This is a genomic window from Microcoleus sp. S13_C5, from assembly GCF_036700845.1.
GTDB lineage: Bacteria > Cyanobacteriota > Cyanobacteriia > Cyanobacteriales > Microcoleaceae > Microcoleus.
This window is the reverse complement of sequence record NZ_JAUBPR010000050.1, coordinates 1-18,363: the sequence shown is the minus strand read 5'-3', so window position 1 is coordinate 18,363 and position 18,363 is coordinate 1. Positions and strand designations below refer to the sequence as shown.

General features: G+C 46.9%; 13 protein-coding genes and 1 pseudogene. 8 read left to right on the top strand and 6 right to left on the bottom strand.

Annotated features, from left to right (window positions below):
* Nucleotides 1-106: 106 nt before the first annotated feature.
* Nucleotides 107-775, bottom strand: a complete 669-nt coding sequence (gene tmk / locus QUA04_RS15120) for a dTMP kinase (protein ID WP_333258153.1) — start codon at nt 773-775, stop codon at nt 107-109.
* Nucleotides 776-880: 105 nt separating this feature from the next.
* Here tmk and QUA04_RS15115 point away from each other — a divergent pair, with 105 nt between their 5' ends.
* On the top strand, nt 881-1,228 hold the full coding sequence (locus QUA04_RS15115; protein ID WP_190659999.1) for a hypothetical protein: 348 nt from the start codon (nt 881-883) through the stop codon (nt 1,226-1,228).
* A 197-nt stretch (nt 1,229-1,425) separates the two neighbouring features.
* On the opposite strand, the gene QUA04_RS15110 is transcribed toward QUA04_RS15115, so the two are convergent.
* Nucleotides 1,426-3,996 carry a heavy metal translocating P-type ATPase gene (locus tag QUA04_RS15110; protein ID WP_333258152.1) on the bottom strand — a complete coding sequence of 857 codons (2,571 nt, stop codon included), beginning with the start codon at nt 3,994-3,996 and terminating at the stop codon, nt 1,426-1,428.
* Nucleotides 3,997-4,296: 300 nt separating this feature from the next.
* Here QUA04_RS15110 and QUA04_RS15105 point away from each other — a divergent pair, with 300 nt between their 5' ends.
* A complete protein-coding gene (locus QUA04_RS15105; RefSeq protein WP_333258151.1) occupies nt 4,297-4,482 on the top strand; it encodes a DDE transposase family protein in 186 nt (61 codons plus the stop codon).
* A 382-nt stretch (nt 4,483-4,864) separates the two neighbouring features.
* On the opposite strand, the gene ctpC is transcribed toward QUA04_RS15105, so the two are convergent.
* Both ctpC and ispG read right to left on the bottom strand, forming a co-directional pair.
* Complete coding sequence (ctpC, locus tag QUA04_RS15100; protein ID WP_333258150.1) at nt 4,865-6,220, bottom strand: carboxyl-terminal processing protease CtpC; 1,356 nt, start codon at nt 6,218-6,220, stop codon at nt 4,865-4,867.
* Between the two features lie 256 nt (nt 6,221-6,476).
* Nucleotides 6,477-7,697, bottom strand: coding sequence for a (E)-4-hydroxy-3-methylbut-2-enyl-diphosphate synthase (gene ispG / locus QUA04_RS15095; protein WP_333258149.1), 1,221 nt, complete (start codon nt 7,695-7,697; stop codon nt 6,477-6,479).
* A gap of 79 nt (nt 7,698-7,776) precedes the next feature.
* Here ispG and QUA04_RS15090 point away from each other — a divergent pair, with 79 nt between their 5' ends.
* The 4 genes and pseudogenes from QUA04_RS15090 (at nt 7,777) to QUA04_RS15075 (ending at nt 13,011) form a co-directional block, all read left to right on the top strand.
* A complete protein-coding gene (locus QUA04_RS15090) occupies nt 7,777-7,917 on the top strand; it encodes a hypothetical protein (RefSeq protein WP_333258148.1) in 141 nt (46 codons plus the stop codon).
* Nucleotides 7,918-7,991: 74 nt separating this feature from the next.
* Nucleotides 7,992-9,335 carry a serine/threonine-protein kinase gene (locus QUA04_RS15085; protein WP_333258147.1) on the top strand — a complete coding sequence of 448 codons (1,344 nt, stop codon included), beginning with the start codon at nt 7,992-7,994 and terminating at the stop codon, nt 9,333-9,335.
* Nucleotides 9,336-9,831: 496 nt separating this feature from the next.
* Nucleotides 9,832-10,600, top strand: a pseudogene (locus QUA04_RS15080) (IS5 family transposase).
* A 239-nt stretch (nt 10,601-10,839) separates the two neighbouring features.
* Nucleotides 10,840-13,011, top strand: coding sequence for a P-loop NTPase fold protein (locus tag QUA04_RS15075; RefSeq protein WP_333258146.1), 2,172 nt, complete (start codon nt 10,840-10,842; stop codon nt 13,009-13,011).
* Between the two features lie 147 nt (nt 13,012-13,158).
* Here QUA04_RS15075 and QUA04_RS15070 read toward each other — a convergent pair whose 3' ends face one another.
* Both QUA04_RS15070 and QUA04_RS15065 read right to left on the bottom strand, forming a co-directional pair.
* The gene (locus tag QUA04_RS15070; RefSeq protein ID WP_333258145.1) at nt 13,159-14,637 is read right to left on the bottom strand and encodes an MFS transporter; all 1,479 of its coding nucleotides are present in this window, start codon (nt 14,635-14,637) and stop codon (nt 13,159-13,161) included.
* A gap of 255 nt (nt 14,638-14,892) precedes the next feature.
* A complete protein-coding gene (locus QUA04_RS15065) occupies nt 14,893-16,425 on the bottom strand; it encodes an MFS transporter (protein WP_333258144.1) in 1,533 nt (510 codons plus the stop codon).
* A gap of 825 nt (nt 16,426-17,250) precedes the next feature.
* Here QUA04_RS15065 and QUA04_RS15060 point away from each other — a divergent pair.
* Together QUA04_RS15060 and QUA04_RS15055 are read left to right on the top strand one after the other, a co-directional pair.
* Nucleotides 17,251-17,787, top strand: a complete 537-nt coding sequence (locus QUA04_RS15060) for an HAD hydrolase-like protein (protein WP_333258143.1) — start codon at nt 17,251-17,253, stop codon at nt 17,785-17,787.
* Nucleotides 17,788-17,800: 13 nt separating this feature from the next.
* Nucleotides 17,801-18,046: a hypothetical protein gene (locus QUA04_RS15055; protein WP_333258142.1), complete on the top strand. Its 246-nt coding sequence runs from the start codon at nt 17,801-17,803 to the stop codon at nt 18,044-18,046.
* The last annotated feature ends 317 nt before the right edge of the window (nt 18,047-18,363 follow it).

The following is an 18,363-nucleotide window of genomic DNA, read 5'->3' as shown; positions in this document are numbered from 1 at the left end:
TTGTGGTTTAAGGGACTTCTAAATAAGTGTTTTGAGCTAATAATGTTAAATTATAAGTTGCCGGAGCCGGACAGGAAATTGCCGTGTCTCTACACATTATCTAGCGCTATTTTTGAGAATTGGTATTATTTAAATATCCCCAAGCTTCTAATCGGCGAGTTACAATAGCTTGAATTTCCTGAGCGACTTCATATTCAGGCCGATCGGCATTTATCCGGACAATTCGAGATTTATTTTCCTCGGCTAACTCCGCAAAACCTTGCTGCACAAGGTGGTGAAACTTCAAATCAGCTTGCTCGATCCGATCGCACCCTCCCCGGGCCCTTACCCTCGCTAAACCCGCTTCCACATTAATATCCAGCCACAAAGTCAGATCGCTTTCCAAGCCGCCGGTGGCAATGTCATTCAACTGCTTAATTAAATTTAAGTTAAGACCGCGGCCGTAGCCCTGATAAGCAATCGTAGAGTCAGTAAAGCGATCGCATAAAACAATCGTTCCCTTAGATAACTCGGGTTTGAGAAAAGTTTCGACGTGCTGAGCGCGATCGGCCGCGTACATGAGTAATTCTGCTCGATCGGATACAGATTCGCCCCCATCTTGTTTCAGCAACAAATGTCGTAGTCCCCTTCCCAGCTCAGTACCCCCCGGTTCGCGAGTAGCCACCAAGCGGACACTCAGAAAGCAACTTGCTTGCAGAAACTGTATCAAGCGCTGCATTTGCGTAGTTTTACCCGCACCTTCAACCCCCTCAAACACGATAAGTTTGCCCTTCATTGCCCTAAATTCCCATCTCAATAAAATAAATCTATATTGTTCTGTGGATCTGTTCTAGGTTCGGTATGATAATAAAGTCTAAATGCCTCACGGCTGGAGTTGTCTATGGCTCGCTATACTGGTTTTTTTATCGTTGCCGTTCCGATCGACCGTCTCCGTCAATCCCTGATTGAAATTTTAGAGTCATGCAATCTTGATATTATCTACAATACAGGAGATTCCGTCATGGCTCGCGAGCTCCCAGGTCAAGTTTCGATTGCCAAACTTGTCACAGCAGAAGTCCTAATTGAGAAAAACACGGCTAGCGACTCAGAGGTTCGCATGAACTTCGTGATTAAAAACGAAGAACTGCCCCTGCAAACCAACAACCACTGCCGTCAAATGTTCGAGCTAGTGAGTCGTTCAATTATGAACAACAATAACTGGCGACTTTTGGAAAGTATGGCACTGTAGCCATCAGTCAGTTGATTTTACATTTTAGATTTTAGAGTGACTCCACAGATAAATCTGGGGCCTCGAACTAACATCGAAACTTCTTTGCTCTCGACTCCTGGTGTGGGGGGCTTGTATCCGTCTTGGGATGAGGTCATTAGTCATTAGTTTCTAGCTAATGACCGATGGCCTCCGACTTTTATATGCAATCCCTAAATTTAAGCTCGAAATCCCCGGCGCAAAAACAAAGAATTTGTAACCACGCTAACAGAACTAAACGCCATAAATGCTCCGGCCGCCGCAGGACTGAGTAGAATTCCGGTTGCCGGCAGCAAGATACCCGCGGCTACCGGAATTCCCAGAGTATTGTAACCAAAAGCCCAAAATAAATTTTGGCGAATCTTATTAAAAGTAGCGCGCCCCAGCTCGATCGACTCAACAACATCCATCAAAGCATTTCGCATCAGCACAATTTGAGCAGTTTCAACTGCTACATCAGTACCGCAGTGCAAACCGATACCGACATCAGCTTGAGCCAAAGCCGGGGCGTCATTGATACCATCCCCCACCACAGCCACTTTACAGCCTTGGGCTTGCAAAGTCGCGATCGCCCGAGCCTTCCCCTCCGGCCGCACCCCGGCCAAAACATCAGCCGCCGTCAAATCTAGCTGCTGCGCCGTCGCCGCCGCCGCAGACGGCGTATCCCCCGTCAGCATCATCACCCGCAATCCCATGCCCCGCAAACGTTCCACCGCCGCCTTAGCATCCGGCCTCAGAGTATCTTTTAGCCCGATTACCCCCAGCAAAACGCCCTCAGAAGCCACGTAAACCGCCGTTTTGCCTTGCAAAGACCCCGACAATTGCGTCGCCACAGCGACCCCCTGATCCTTCATCCACTCAGCATTCCCCGCGAACACCCGCCGGCCCTCCACCAAAGCAGAAACCCCCAAGCCCGGTTCTGTGTAGAAATCCTCAGCAGCTAGCAGCGGCAAACCTTGTTGTTGAGCTTCCAGCAAAATCGCTGCGGCGATGGGATGACAAGCGCCCCTTTCCACCGCCGCCGCAATTTGCAGCAGTTTTGAGTCAATTGTGGAACAGGCATCTTGCCTGTTGCCAGAAACTCCATCAATTGTGGAACAAACATCTTGTTTGTTGCCAGAAACCCCATCAATTGTGGAACAAACATCTTGTTTGTTGCCAACATTAATATCTGAGTTCAAATCCCACTCCGAATTCTGGAAAATCGGCAAATAATCTGTGAGTGTGAGATTTCCCGTTGTCAGAGTGCCAGTCTTGTCAAAAACCACCGTATCTAATTGATGCACCCGTTCTAAAACATCACCACCGCGAATTAAAAGCCCGCGCTCCGCCCCGATGCCAGAACCGACTAAAATTGCAGTGGGGGTAGCCAGTCCCAAAGCGCAAGGACAAGCGATGACTAAAACTGCGATCGCCAATTTCAAACTTAAGAGCAAAGGCGATTGATAATGGATAATTGGCAATTCATTTCCCATATTCATTGCCCCGTGTCCCATATTCATTGCCCCGTGTCCTAAAAGCACAGAAGGCCAAATATGAGTGCCGGCAAAATACCAAAATAGGAAAGTTAAAACCGATATCGCCATCACCCCATATACAAAATATCCCGCGACAGTATCAGCTAAATTTTGAATCGGCGCTTTGCGAGTTTGGGCTGCCTGCACCAAAGCCACCATTTGAGCTACAGTTGTTTCCTTACCGGTGCGAGTTGCGCGCATCACAACTGCCCCGGATTTATTGATAGTTCCCGCCGCAACTGTATCTCCTGGTTGCTTCAAAACCGGCATTGATTCGCCAGTCAGCATCGACTCATCTATCGTTGTTTTGCCTTCGCAAATTTCGCCGTCTACCGGTATCTTTTCCCCTGGCAAAACTTGCAGCCATTCTCCGACTCGGACGCGATCGGCTGGAATTTCAATGTATTGTGGATTGTATACCTCTGATGTCGAATTTAAAGGCAATTCTTCCGATCGCCAATCTAAACTCGAAAGTTTAAAATCAACTAAGCGGGCTTTCGCCGGTTGCAATGCAATTAAAGCTTGTAAAGCTGATGCAGCGCGTCGTCTGGCTTGCTGTTCGAGAGTTTTGCCCAACAAAATAAAGCCCAGCAGCATCACCGGTTCGTCAAAAAAGCACTCCCATCCCATCCGTGGAAACAGCAGCGCCGCGTTGCTAGCGGTGTAAGCTGTAACAGCGCCTAAAGCTACCAAAGTATTCATGTTGGGTGCATTTCGCCACAAACTGCGGCACCCATCAACGATAATCGGGCGACCCGGTAGCAGCAAAGCTAGGGTGGCGAGTCCCCAGTGAAACCAAATATTGCTGAGAATTGGGGCTTTTGTGCCGAGTACGTGACCTAAACCGGATAGAATAATTAGGATAAGGGCGATCGTCAATTGCTTGATTTGCTGTCGAATTTCTTGCCCCCGCCGTTCAATTGTTGCCGCTTCTGCTTCCTGCTGATTCTCACCAGAACGAGACTGAGAGGGAAATCCATTATCAGTCAACTTTTTCGCTAAAGCTTCTGCATCGACAGCCCCCGGTTGACACTCAACCGTCGCGACTTCTACGGCCAAATTAACGCAAGCTGAAATTACGCCTGAATACTGCATGAGTTGGCGTTCCACAGCTTTCGCGCAGCCGGCACATTTCATCCCGCCGACATCGAAAGTAACAAGTTCTGGCGGTGATTCGTTAACTGGTAGGATTTCTGATTGAATTTCGGGGATTGTTTTGGGCAAAAATTGCATGGTTTTTTTGGTATTGATTAGAATATTTCGCCACTTCTGAAATGGTTTAATGCCCTGTTTAGACAAATGTCTATATTTTGATAATAGATAAATATTGTGGCATCTTCCGAAAGTGTTAGTTTTTTTTAATTCTTATTAATTCCATGCGGTTAAATCCGCAGTCCGGCAGGGTTTTCAACTATTGTCGGACTGCGAGTTTAACGCTAAGACACGCCTTGGGCAGGGTAGTGCTGTTTGCCTATTTGATATAATGAGCCAATTGCCTAGTTAGTATCCAGCTTTTATTTGACGAATTTAGCTATGACAGAAACACCCAAATTTTATATTGTCAAACGTCCTGCGGGTAATTGCGAAATTTTGCCGTTGGCGCAACTCGAAGAACAAAACCCTAGTATTATTGAAAAGTGGGGTCCTTACGATTCGCCTGAAGATGCCATCGCACGCCGCATCGGATTAATTCGCGCCGGCAAATGCCAGCCACAATGACGGATTGCGATTGCTTTCCTCTGAATCGCGAAAGCTAACGTGATATCAAATCTTTTAGCATCGGAATTATTCATATTTCTTCTCTTCATCTGCGTGAATCAGTGTCAATCGATTGTCATCTGCAGCGAATAAATTATCTTTTTTTTACCGCCGATACAGGCAGATAAACACAGATTAACGCAGATGAATTAGATCCATTCCGATTGCACCGTCCGTGGTTGACTGCTGACTGGATTTTACGCCCGACGATGCTACCAGATTTGAGATGACTCGCAATGCCACAGTGCAAAAAATAACGAAGCATTCGAGTTTAAAATTTTGGCTTTTAGCCGTAAATCTTCCCCCGAATGCTTTTTTTTAACTGAAACCCTACACAGGTTTTCTACTTAGATTTAGAAGGTGCTGCACTCGGTTTCGCTTGCGCTGCATGCGGCTTAGGTGGCGCAGCATTTGGTTTCGACTCCGCCTTATTGTTCCCTGTTTTACCAGTAACTTGCTGTGTCAAAACTTCCATAGCTTTCGCGTACTGCGGATCGGCCTTCGTAGCAATTTTATCGCGATCGCGCCTCAATTCCTGTTTTTGAGCGTCGGTGAGTTCTACCTTAAAATCCGGTTCAATCCCGGCGTGGTTGATATCAGTGCCGTTGGGAGTAAAATACTTGGCAATTGTCACCGCCAAACCGGCACCATTTCCCACGCCGCGTACTGACTGAACTAAACCTTTACCAAACGTCTTTGTTCCCACCAAAACCGCGCGTTTGTTGTCTTGCAAAGCACCGGATAGAATCTCGCTAGCACTTGCTGAACCGCCGTCTACCAGTACAACTAACGGTTTGTCTGTGAGCTCTGCCTTATTTGCCGTTTGTTTATCGGCCTCACCGACTCGATCGACCGTGGAGACGATCGTACCTTCTTTGAGCCACATCCGAGCAATTTCAATACTTCCGTACAGCAACCCGCCGGGATTGGAACGCAAGTCTAAAATATAGCCCGTCACCTTTTTCTGTTCCAAATCCTTAATTGCCGATCGCATTTCCGATGCAGCATTCGCACTGAACTGATTTAAGCGAATATAGCCGACTTCTCCGATCGGGGTTTTCTGCACTGACTTCCGCACTGGATGAATTTCTATTTTAGCGCGTTTGAGCTTAAAGTCTAATTCCTTGGTTCCCCGCAAAATCGTCAGCGTCACCTCAGTATTCGCCTGGCCGCGAATCAAACTTACCGCTTGATTCGTATCCATGCCTTCTGTGCTCTTGCCATCAATCTTAGTAATGATATCTTTTGCTAGAATACCAGCAGTAAAAGCAGGGGTATCTTCGATCGGCGAAATCACCACCAACTTTTTGGTTTGCTCATCTTGAGTCAACTGAATCCCAACTCCTGTCAGTTCCCCAGAAGTTTCAACCTGCATATTTCTGAACTCTTGAGGGTCCATAAACCGCGTATAAGGATCGTCCAGCTTCTTCAGCATTTCCCGAATTGCTTTGTAAGCTTCCTCGTCGCTGGTATAAGTCCGGTTCAAATAATCATTCCGCACCGCTTTCCAGTCAACCTGGTTAAAAGTGCCATCCACATAACTTTTGTCAATAATCTGCCAAACTTCATCAACTAACTCTTTAGGGCTTCCCCGAAAAGAAGCCAGAGATTTAGAACTGCAACCAGTGTTCGCAAGAGTTACAGCAGTGAGTACCACTGCTGCTGCACTTAGAACAAGCCCTCGTTTTGTTATAACCATTTGTCTGACGCGCGGGAGGAAAAGAGTTCAGAATAATTACGCTCAATCTAACACAGGCAAGGCCGGCTCGCGTTTGGCGTACATATATTATTCCACTTTGCCGACTTCTATTCAGGGCGGGCTAGGAGCAACGGCCCACAAGAAACTTGATATTTTGTGGAACAGGCCGGAAAGCCTGTTCCTGACGGGCTAGAAGCCAACCCCACAATAAACTTGATGTTTTGTGGAACAGGCCGGAAAGCCTGTTCTTCAGGGGCTAAGGATCGACCCAGCGATCGTCCGATTTAATCAAGTCAATCAATTCTGCCACGCCTCGGTCTTCTGGCACTTTCTTAATTTCTTCCCGGCCCCGGTACAGCGAGATATAACCCGGTTGCTTCCCGACGTAGCCGTAATCAGCATCAGCCATTTCTCCCGGGCCATTGACAATACAGCCCATTACTGCTATATCCAAACCCGTGAGATGCTTCGTCGCCTCTCTCACTTGGTGTAACACTTCCTCTAAATTAAACAAAGTGCGACCGCAGGAAGGACAAGCGACATACTCAACCATCGTTTTCCGCAGTCCCAAGGCTTGCAGAATGCTGTAGCAAACGGGAATCTCCTTTTCTGGGGCCTCTGTCAGCGAGACGCGGATGGTGTCACCGATACCGTCAGCTAACAAAGGTGCCAGGCCTGCGGTGGATTTGATGCGGCCGTATTCGCCGTCTCCTGCTTCCGTGACGCCGAGATGCAGCGGGTAATCCATGCCGAGTTCGTCCATCCGGTGCACCATCAAGCGGTAAGCAGCAACCATCACGGGTGCACGGGAGGCTTTCAGCGAAAGTACGATATTTCGGAAGTCGAGGGATTCGCAAATTTTGATGAATTCCAGGGCCGATTCTACCATGCCTTCGGGGGTGTCGCCGTAGGTAAACAGCATCCGTTCGGCGAGGGAACCGTGATTAACGCCGATTCGCAAAGCTTTGCCTTGGTCGCGCAGGGAAATCACCAGAGGTTCCAGGGTTTCGCGGATTTTTTCGCCAATTTCCGCGAATTCGGCGTCGGTGTATTCGGTTCTGTCGGCTTTCGGCTTCTCGAACACGTAAAGTCCCGGATTAATTCTCACTTTGTCTACGTGTTTCGCCACTTCGAGGGCAATTTTCATGCCGTTGTGGTGGACATCGGCCACGAGGGGTACGGGTTGGTAGGTGGCGTGCAGTTTTTGCTTGATTTCGGCTAATGCTTTGGCGTGGGCCATGCTGGGCACGGTGACGCGGACGATTTCGCAGCCAATCTCGTGCAAGCGCCGAATTCCTGCGACTGAACCGTCGATGTCGAGGGTGTCTTCGTTAATCATCGACTGAACTACGACGGGGTAGCCGCCGCCGATGGTGACGCTACCGACTTTGACGGGACGGGTTTTGCGGCGTTTGATGGTGGTGTCGAAGGTTGGTTCGGTAGTGAGGGTTTTAGTGGGGTTCGGCAGAGTTTGCATAACTGGTTGCGAGTGTTCTGTAATTAGAGTTTATAAAATTGTGTCTGCTGTTTTTTAGGTTTGCACAGAAAGGGTCTGTTTGGACAAAGAGGTTTTGGGATTTAGGATTCTTAATGAAATTGTGGCGAATTTGTCGATCGAATTATGTCGGAAAAGGGCGATCGAACTAAAAGCCAACCATCACCGGGAAGGCGAACTGAAGTTGGGCCCGTGGAACTAAACCGAACTTAGAAAATACAGTTAAAATACAGGCTAGACCGAGATAAAAATTAATATTGGTTGGCGGTGAGGAGAATGGTTTGGACACCGGGGCAGCGGTTAAATGGCGATCGGTATATCATTGAAGACAAGTTAGGTGAGGGCGGCTTTGGGGTCACGTACCTAGCGCAGAAAGCGCAAAACAGGCAGCGGGTTGTCATCAAAACGCTGAAAGACGACTTATTGAGCGATCCAGATTTGGCCCGGTATCGGGACAAATTTCGCGATGAGGCGCTACTACTAGCTGTGTGCAGGCATCCCAATATTGTGGAAATAGACACCTACTTCATTCACGATAATTTGCCTTGCATTGCGATGGAATATGTGCCAGGAGAAGATTTGTGTAAATGCGTGGTAAAGCGCGGTCTTCTGTCAGAAACAGAAGCTTTAAACTACATCCGTCAAGTAGGAAAAGCCGTAATAGTAGTTCACGAAAAAGGTTTGCTCCATCGCGATATCAAGCCACAAAACATTATGGTGCGTGACAATCAAGATGCAGTTTTGATTGATTTTGGTTTGGCGCGGGGTTTTATTCCAGATCGCACTCAACAAATGACTTTTGGATTAACACATGGTTTTGCGCCTCCCGAACAGTACGGGGAAATGGGCAGATTTGCTGAGTACACAGATGTTTATGCTCTGGCGGCAACGCTATACTATCTGTTAACGAGAACACCACCAACTGCTGCATTCTTGAGGGCTTTAAATAATCCTTTAAGGCCGCCGTTTCAGATTAATCCTAATATTAGCGATGCGGTGCATCGGGCAATTATGGAAGGGATGGAAATGGATCAGACAAAGCGGCCTCAGTCGGTGGAAAAATGGTTGGATATGCTTCCTCAACCTACCCTTGGTAATTGGGGACAAATAGGGGGTGTTTTGCCAACGATTCCTAACCCGCAGCCACCGCCACAACCTGTAAAATTGATTTCAGCAAAAGGAGTTGATTATCGTCAACTTGATCTGCTGTTGGCTAGCGAAAAATGGAAAGAAGCAGATCAGGAAACGATAAAAAAAATGCTGGAAGTAGCGGATAGAACAAGTGAAGGCTGGCTGAGGGAGGAAGATATCGATCTATTTCTCTGTGAGGACTTGCGAACGATAGACCAACTTTGGGTAAAATACAGTAATGGACTTTTCGGCTTTTCGGTGCAGAAGCGCATTCATCAAAGTCTGGGGGGAACCAGGGAATTTGATAGTAAAATATGGGAAGCATTCTTAGATAGGTTAGGTTGGCGTGTGAATAGTAACGGGTTGGATTATAGAGATCTCAAATTCAACACCAAAGCACCAGAAGGTCACCTCCCAGGCCGAGGACGTAAGGGGTTAGCTTGTGGCTTGTTAAGTCTCTTCTCTCGCGTCGAGACTTGTAGAGTGTAACATCTAAAGGTTACAGAGTTTCGTGAAGATTTATAACAGAGGCTTTAACCACGAAACCGCGCCAGTTCTACGTTTCCGATACCTGGCACTGCGAGTCATCTTCTGTTTTGTAGCAGTCTTCCCGTAGTTTGTTGTAGTATTTGCCCCGCCACTTGTGGGTTGTAACAATTAGCGAAGATAAAGTTTAATATTTGATGTGCAATCAACTTTGAAATTATCGGAAACATTAATAATATAGGCTGTTCACCATTTAAATCTCAGAGGCTATCTAAGCCAGTAAAGAGTTTCAGCCTCTGAAATACGCAGTTTAAATGCTAAACAGCTTAGTCATGGACGCATGGGTGGTCAGAAACCGGGTTTTTTGCCCAGAAGACGCGTTACAGCCCACAGACTCGGTAAAAAACCCGGTTTCTAGGGTGTGTCATCAATGAAAAGAGTTGACAAAAGCTGGGGAATGTGGGTAGGGTTCGGATCGCTTACTCAAGAGGAAAACCCCATGACACGGCGCTACGCTCCTTGTGATGACCAATGGGAACCTATCGAACACCTGCTCCCGGCTCGCCCCGACACAGTTGGACTCACCGAAGACAGATCACCGTTTCTTCCTCGAAGCGTTACTGTATCGCTTTCGAGCTGGAATTCCCTCCAGAAACCTCCCCGAACGCTTTGGAGATTTTCGGGTCATTCACACTCGTTTTAGCCGCTGGTCGAAGACTTGGGTGTGGGAGCGGCTGTTCCCAGGGCTCTGCTGTTAGGCAGACACCGAGTATGCAGCTATCGATGCCACGATGGTGCGCGCTCACCAACATAGTGCCGGAGCCAAAGCTAGCTGTGCCGCAGACGAAGATATCGGTCGTAGCCGACGAGGACTCAGTAGGAAAATCCCTGCCGTGGTAGAGATGCGCCGGGTAATCCCATCTCTTTTTTTGACGGAGGGTCAGACCACGGCACTTGTGGGAGCCTCGGAGTTACTGCCCCTGCTGCCGAAGCTGAGGCGATTGTCGCGCGAGCGAAGCTGACGATGCTGACTTTGAGAGTAAGAATTCCCTTGACCGAGCTGGGCATCTTCAGTGGTGATTCCCTCGAAAAACAATCGAAAGCACCCTTATGACTATGATCGACTTCTCTACCAAGCGCGGCATCTAGTCGAAAACTTTTTTGCCAAACTTAAGCAATATCGAGCCATTGCCACCCGCTACTACAAGCGGTCGCAGAACTTTCTGGGTGGGATTTACCTGGCAGCATCAGTCATTTGGCTAGCTTAACCCTCTGACTGTTTTGTCAACCTATCTAATTAATGACAGGCCCTAGCTTAACGTTAATATCCATCTAACAGTAGACAAGAACAGAGCTTCATTGATGCTACTCTATTACCATCTATAAAGATAAGCAATCGCATGATTAGGACGTAATTCAACACCCCAAACTCAGCACGCCAGTGGGGTGTTAATTAAAACGAACGTTGAACGGCAAGAGCACCTTAGCTAACAAAGAGAGAGGCTGTATGGCTCAAACAAAGAACGATTCAGAAATCTTGCCCGAGGATTTTAGTGACCCATCCGCAGATAACGCCTTAATCGAGCCGAAACAAGACCGATTAGGATATGCACCCTTCGCCAAACATCTTGCAGACAGTATTTGCCAAATGAACTTTCCTGAAGGGTTCGTTATTGCAGTTTACGGTTCCTCAGGTTTTGGCAAATCGACACTATTGAACTTTTTAACGTACTATCTCAAGCAAAAGCCAGAGAGCGAGCAACCTATTATTGTCTCTTTTAATCCCTGGTTATTTTCTGGGGGCGAAGACATTACAAGGCGCTTTATTGGTCAATTACAGGCTGTTTTGAGCCAATTTAAAGCTGTCCCCAAAGGGTTCTTAGGTCGAATAACCAATCTGGCTAAAGCAGTTTCTGAAATTCCTATTCCTTACGCTCAAGCTAGCAAGGCACTTGTAAAATTATTTGACGATAAAGAAAAGGAAACTTCTGACTTAAAAGAAGAAGTCGAAGATACACTAGGAGACCAGCATCCGCGAATTGTAGTAACGATTGACGATATTGACAGGCTCAGCGCTGAGGAGATTACTCAATTATTTCATCTTATTAAAGCAATTCCGAATTTTACTAACGTTGTCTATTTGCTAGTTTTCGATCAAGAAGTTGTCATCAAAACCCTCGCCGATAAACAACCTTTACCCGGAGAAACCTACCTTAATCAGATTGTTCAAGCTTCTTTTGAGTTACCTCTCCCAGATAAAACCTCACTCCGCAAGCTACTTTTTGAAAAACTCAATGGCATACTGGCTGACGCACCAAAGCCACTACTCAATCAAAATCGCTGGGGCAATGTTTATTTACAAGGGATAGATCACTTTATTACCAACCCTCGTGACATTACTCGTCTGACCAATATGTTAACCGTGACATACCCAGCGGTGAAAGGTGAAGTGAACCCAGTTGATTTAATTGCTATTGAGTCCCTGCGAGCCTTTCGCCCAATGATATATGACATAATCCGCAAAAATCCTAAATTCTTTGCGGGAAATGTGGATGCGGAAGGTTCTCTAATTCCGACATTGGACGAAATCAAAGATTTTCATTCTTCGTGGCTGGCTCAGTTTAAATATGAGGATAAAGAACCAATAAAACGGCTGCTATTGCACCTTTTCCCTAAATTAGAAGGTGTTTGGTATAATACCTATGCCCCTGCCCGAGACGAGTCAATATGGGGCAAGCAATTACGTATTTGCAGCTTAGATATATTTCCCAACTACTTCCGTTTAGTCTTAACACAAGATGAATTCTCGGAGGCTGAGATTAAAGCAATTTTTGCCCTGGCAAAAGATGCAAAGGCATTTGGGGAAAATCTTGTAGAACTTGCTCATCAAAAACGCTCTGATGGCACGACGCAAGTTCGGGCATTTCTCGAACGGCTTGAGGATTACCCTGAAAAAGAAATTCCTACCGATTGCATTCCTTCAATTGTGAAAGCTTTGTTTGATGTTGGCGACCAGCTTTTGCCTCCGGAAGACGAACCGCATGGAATGTTTGATTTTGGTAATGACATTAGAATTGAACGCCTGATCTCACAACTGTTGCGTCGGATTGACGAACAAGCACGGTTTGAAACCTTGAAAGACGCAATATCAAACGGTAACGCCTTATCCATAATTGTGCGCGAAGTAGCAGCCTTGGGTCAGGAACAAGGTAAGTATCGAGCAGAGGAATTTATCCCCACAGAGGAATGGCTCCAGAGTGTAGAACACCTTAAAGAACTTGAAGGAATAGCCTTGAAGCGGCTGCGAGATGCTGCACAACAAAACTCCCTACTGCAATCCCCAAAGCTATCTGAAAATTTACACTATTGGCAAAGTTGGGCAGGAGAAGAGGAAGTCAAGCAATGGGTTGAAAAGATTATTGACGATGACGAAGGGCTAGTTGATTTCTTGGAGAAGTTGCTGCAAAAAGATGTGACTGAGGATGGGTCGAACGAAACTCAAAAAATCGGCTACAAACTTGACATTAACTGGCTCGAACCCTATGTCGAACCATCCGCGATTGTTGAGCGAATGAGTAGTCTCGGTGAAACGATCGAGTTAACAGAAGATCGGAAAAATGCGATCGCCCAATTTATCCGAGAATATGAGATGCAGCAGCAGGGAGAAAGTCCGGATTAGGCAAGGATTTAGGCGATCGAATAGCAGTGCTAGAGGGTCGATCGGGTAATCCAAATAATGTAGCAGGGTATGAGGCAACTGGCTGGCGACGAACCTTTGAAACTCATCGTTCAGGGAAGCAACCAGGGCTAGTTCATAAATTTATTCCTATTCCTTTGCTTCAATCAATTCCGTTGGTTGCCTGGCTGGGAATAGGGCGCGTATTAGCTGACCCACAGGCACAGAACGCTGCTCGTGAACAAACACCAAGGGCAGGAGGGCAAACAGCCGCAGGACGGCTGAGAGAGCAAACGCCGTTGGCAAACCACCAAAATCAGTCAGACTCGCGACAAAGCCACCAAGAGTGATTCCGATCGCCCCAGTGATTCCAGGAACCGCCGCCGCAATAGCAAAATAAATCGACTGATTGCGTAGCGGTGTCACCGACATCATCAGATTGCCACTGCACAGGTCGATCGCTGCCCAAGTCGCACCGCCGAGTATGTGCAACAAGGGGAACCAAGCCCAAAGGAAAATAGAAGAAGTTCCAGCTTCTAACCACAGTAGAGGCGTCAGAGCCACCAAGACACCCACAATTATCATCACGGGGCGATTACCAATCCGGTCAGCCAGTCTGCCCCAGAACATCAGCATCAGTAAGTTAGCACCAGCTCCCAAGCTGTTATAGAGCGTTACAACACTGACATCGAGGTGGAGATCCCCCAGCAAGTAGAGGTTAAAGAAGGGAGCGCTAATGTTAACCGCAAAGCTCCAGAAGCCTCCGTAAACAAGAAACCTCAAAAAATTGGCATCCTGGAAGAAGCTAAAAACAGTCTCCCAAGGCGACAGGTGGTCTGTATCCGAATCGTTGCCCTGTAAAAGCTTTGGATTCACATCAGTCATCCAGAAGTGAACGACCAGACTGATTATCCCCAGCACGATTCCCAGAACCAAGACCGCACCGAAGCCAGAGAGCGAGCCACCGGGCCACTTCGATACTGCTAGGCCCAGAAGCGGCACAGCGATAAGATTGGTTAACGTAACAACACTATTGCGAAACCCAAAATACCGCCCCCGCAATCGCTCTGGTACTAACACAGCCATCCAGCTAAAAAAGGAAGCACGCCCCAAAGCTTCCATGATATTAGTCACCCAGATAATTGCCAGTGTCAACACTACCAACTGGTGTCCAGCCATACGAGATGAGCTGACCAACCAAATCCCTGGCACAACCAACAACCACAGCAGCCGCGACGATCCGAAAATCAACAGGGAATACCAATTTCGGCTGTTCGTGCGGTCTCCTAGATAGGCTCCCAGCGGTTGCAGTAAATTGGTTAGCTGAGGAATTGAGGCAAGCAAACCAATTTCTACTGTACTGGCACCGAGATCCAGTAAGAAATTACTCAGCAACGCGCCGCCAATGATACTGGAAAAGACTGTAGCGAAGCCTCCTTCGGTAGTTAATGCCTTGAGGCTTGTCCGAATTTCTCGCTTGGAAATTTTTTGAGGCGGCTTGGGAGAAAATACCGTCTCTGATAATGCCCTATTCTCTGGTTCGACTTTTAATACTAAATCTTTCTCAGTTGGTTGAAAATCTTCAACTACTACTTGCAAGTTTAGTAATCCTGTCAGTAGAGGATTCATGAGCGTTTTTTGTAATATTCGCTACATTAACATAGGATAAGCCGAAAAATTAACCTTATTTCGTTTATTCCCACATCCTCACTAGGATAGATATGTAAAAAAGTTGTTTGATAAGCAATTATACTTAAAATTTTACTTAAATTTTCGGAAATTGCACAAGGCGGTTCTTGTCCCCGCAGTAGTTCATTGCAATGAACTATGAATAAAAATCCCTCCCCGTTTACGGGGAGGGTTCGTCAATTCGCCATCTCAAGACTAAGTGGATGAGCTTGCTGGTGGACTTTCATCCTCAAGTTCTTCAATTAATGGTAATGGTTTCAAACTGGTGCGTCCTGCTTGAATAGCCCCTGCTTGACGCTTGAGTGTTGGGATCAGGACTCGCATTAGCTCACTAACACGCACAGAGCGCTGCTCGTGAACAAACACCAAGGGCAGGAGGGCAAACAGCCGCAGGACGGCTGAGAGAGCAAACACCGTTGGCAAGCCACCAAAATCAGTCAGAGTCGCGACAAAGCCACCAACACTAATTCCGATCGCCCCAGTGATTCCAGGAACCGCTGCAGCAACAGCAAAATAAATCGACTGATTGCGTAGCGGTGTCACCGACATCATCAGATTGCCACTGCACAAGTCGATCGCTGCCCAAGTCGCACCGCCGAGTATGTGCAACAAGGGGAACCAAGCCCAAAGGAAAATGGGAGAAGTTCCAGATTCTAGCCACAGTAGAGGCGTCAGAGCCACCAAGATGCCTACCATTATCATCAGTGGACGATTGCCAATCCGGTCAGCCAGTCTGCCCCAGAACATCAGCATCAGCAAGTTAGCACCAGCTCCCAAGCTGTTATAGAGCGTTACCACGCTGACATCTAGCTTGAGATCCCCCAGTAAGTAGAGGTTAAAGAAGGGAGCGCTGACGTTAACCGCAAAGCTCCACAAGCCAGAGTAAAGCAGAAACCTCAAAAAATTGGCATTTTTAAAGAAGCTAAAAACTTTCTTCAAGGGCGACCCGTGGTCTGTATCCGAATCGGCGGCGTGTACTAGCTGCGGGTTGACATCGGTTATCCAGAACTGAAAGATCAGACTGAGTATTGCGAACACAACTCCCACAACCAAGACCACACCGAAGCCAGAGAGCGAACCACCCGGCCACTTCGATACTGCTAGACCCAGCAGCGGCACGCCGATGAGATTGGTTAAGGTCACAACACTATTGCGAAAGCCAAAATACCGCCCCCGCAATCGCTCTGGTACTAACACAGCCATCCAGCTAAGAAAGGAAGCACGGCCCAAAGCTTCCATGAAATTACTCAGGCAGATAATTGCCAATGTCAACAGCACCAACTGGCGCGGCTGCATACGAGATGAGCCCACCAACCAAATCCCAGGCACAATCAGCAACCACGGCAGCCGCGACGAGCCGAAAATCAACAGGGAATACCAGTGGCGGCTCTTGAGGCGGTCTCCCAGATAGGCTCCCAGCGGTTGCAGCAAATTGGTTAGCTGAGGAATTGAGGCGAGCAGACCAATTTCTACTGTACTGGCACCGAGATCCAGCAAGAAATTACTAAGCAACGCGCCGCCAATAATACTGTAAAAGATGGTAGCAAAGGCACCTTCGGTAGTTAATGCCTTGAGGCTTTTCCGAATATCTCGCTTAGCAATTTTAAGATGCGGGTTTGTAGTAAGTACCGGCTCTGATAATGCCTTATTGTCTGGGATTTCCTGAATGGCCAGAGGAGCCAGAGGACTCGTTTCTACTAAAATTTTATCTTCTTGTGGATGCAGCATATTATCTAGGCACTATTTAAACACTCGCTCGGAACTACATTACTCCTTTGCTCTGAGTGCATTTCTAAAGACAAATGTCCTAAAAAATGCTTTATTTAAATCCTGTAATGGCAACCCCTTACCTGCTGAGCGTTAATTAGTAGACGCCATAAAGTATTTCAGAAATATAACCACAACCTGTCTCAAATAGTCAGGCTTTTTTTACAGAATTCATATAAAAATACTCTCTATTCTAGTATAGTAGAACTTTGATAATTTGACAAAAAGGTTTATAAAAAATAATTGTTGTTTGTAAACAAATTTTAAGTTGTTAGTTACAATATTTACTTAAATTAGTTTAGAGTTAATCATTAGAGGTTATTTCTCAAGATAGATTTATTTCTAAACTCTGAGGAGGATGCAGATATGCCACCTCTAAGGTATATGCAGTTAGAAGTTGAACTCGTAGATTTCAACTCGACCAAACTTTCCTAGAGTGACTTCATCTTCAAGCGGAAGAATTTTTAATGAGGATTTTAAGGAGTAAGCTCGATTGAAGCCAATAAATTACAGGTGGTTGCCGTTGTTGGGCTTCTAGGGGCATCGGACTTGAGGTAATCATCCACTTGGTTTTAGGAAGGAGGGGCCAAAGGAAGGGGTTGTCTCTGCTAGCACTGAGGTGAGGCTAAATTCTTTGGTGGGCGAGATTTGTATCTCTGGCGGTGAGGCAACCCCTTTCGTTTTAAGATAGGTCGATCGCCCTAGCAGTACATTCCATTAGCTAGAGGAGAGGAAATCGATCGCAGCTTAGGATGTTTAATAAAACAGGAAATTTTCTAGGGAACGATGAGCTTATTACTAATAGATATGGATGGTACGCTCCGTGAACCGCTCAGCGGACAACAATACTTCCAACATCCCAAAGATCAACGCATTATTGAAGGTGCCCAGATTGCCCTTGGCGCCTACAAAGACGATTGGATAATTGTCGGCATCACCAACCAAGGTGGAGTTGCCGCCGGTCATAAGTCTATGCAAGAGTGCATCAAGGAACAGCAATACACGCTTGAGTTATTCCCAGAGTTGAGAGAAATCTACTTCTGCCCCGACTTTGAGGGTAAAAAGTGTTTCCGCGTCACTGGTCACAATGTTTATAACCACAGTCAAACTAAGTGGTCTGGACATTACCGCAAACCCCGATCGGGTATGTTGCAACTAGCAATGGTCAGACACAAACACACCCCGCAAAATTCGCTGTATGTGGGCGATCGCCCCGAAGATGAACAAGCGGCGCAAGGAGCAGGTATACCCTTTCAATGGGCCTGGGACTGGATCGAGCAACATCAAGAGGCGATCGTCCCCGACCTTACAGAAGTAAAGTAATTCACAGGATGTCATGGAACGAGAGATTACAAATAGCAACGGCATTACCTGGGTATGTATTCAAGCCTATTCTGGGATTTCCCACAATGCAGAAAACCAGGATGCGGCTCAGGTTAAAGGACAAGAAGATACGTACTGGGTAGTCTGTACGCCCAGTGGGGGGGCAAAGTCGGTGCGGCTCAAGCTTGAGGGCGAATGGGAAACGTCCTACTCTGACGAGATGTTGCTCAACGAAATTGAAGCACAGCAGGGGGTATGACCACACCCAAACCAAGTAGTCTGGACATTACCGTAAAGTGCGATCGGGTATGTTGCAACTAGCACTGGTCAGACACAAACACACTCCGTAAAATTCGATGTATGTAGGCGCAAAAAAAGTAGTCTTACAAAGACTACTTTTGCATCCTAGAATAAGTGCCCAGGAGCGCAGAGGAAATAATTTCCAGCGGTAAGCATGAGGACCCTTTCTCTACTTCGATAAACTATTCTAGTTAGACGCTATAGCATTTCTTACAAAGGTGAGGTACAATAACAGCAGTGAGTAAACCAATTCCAAATATTTGCTGATGTAACTTC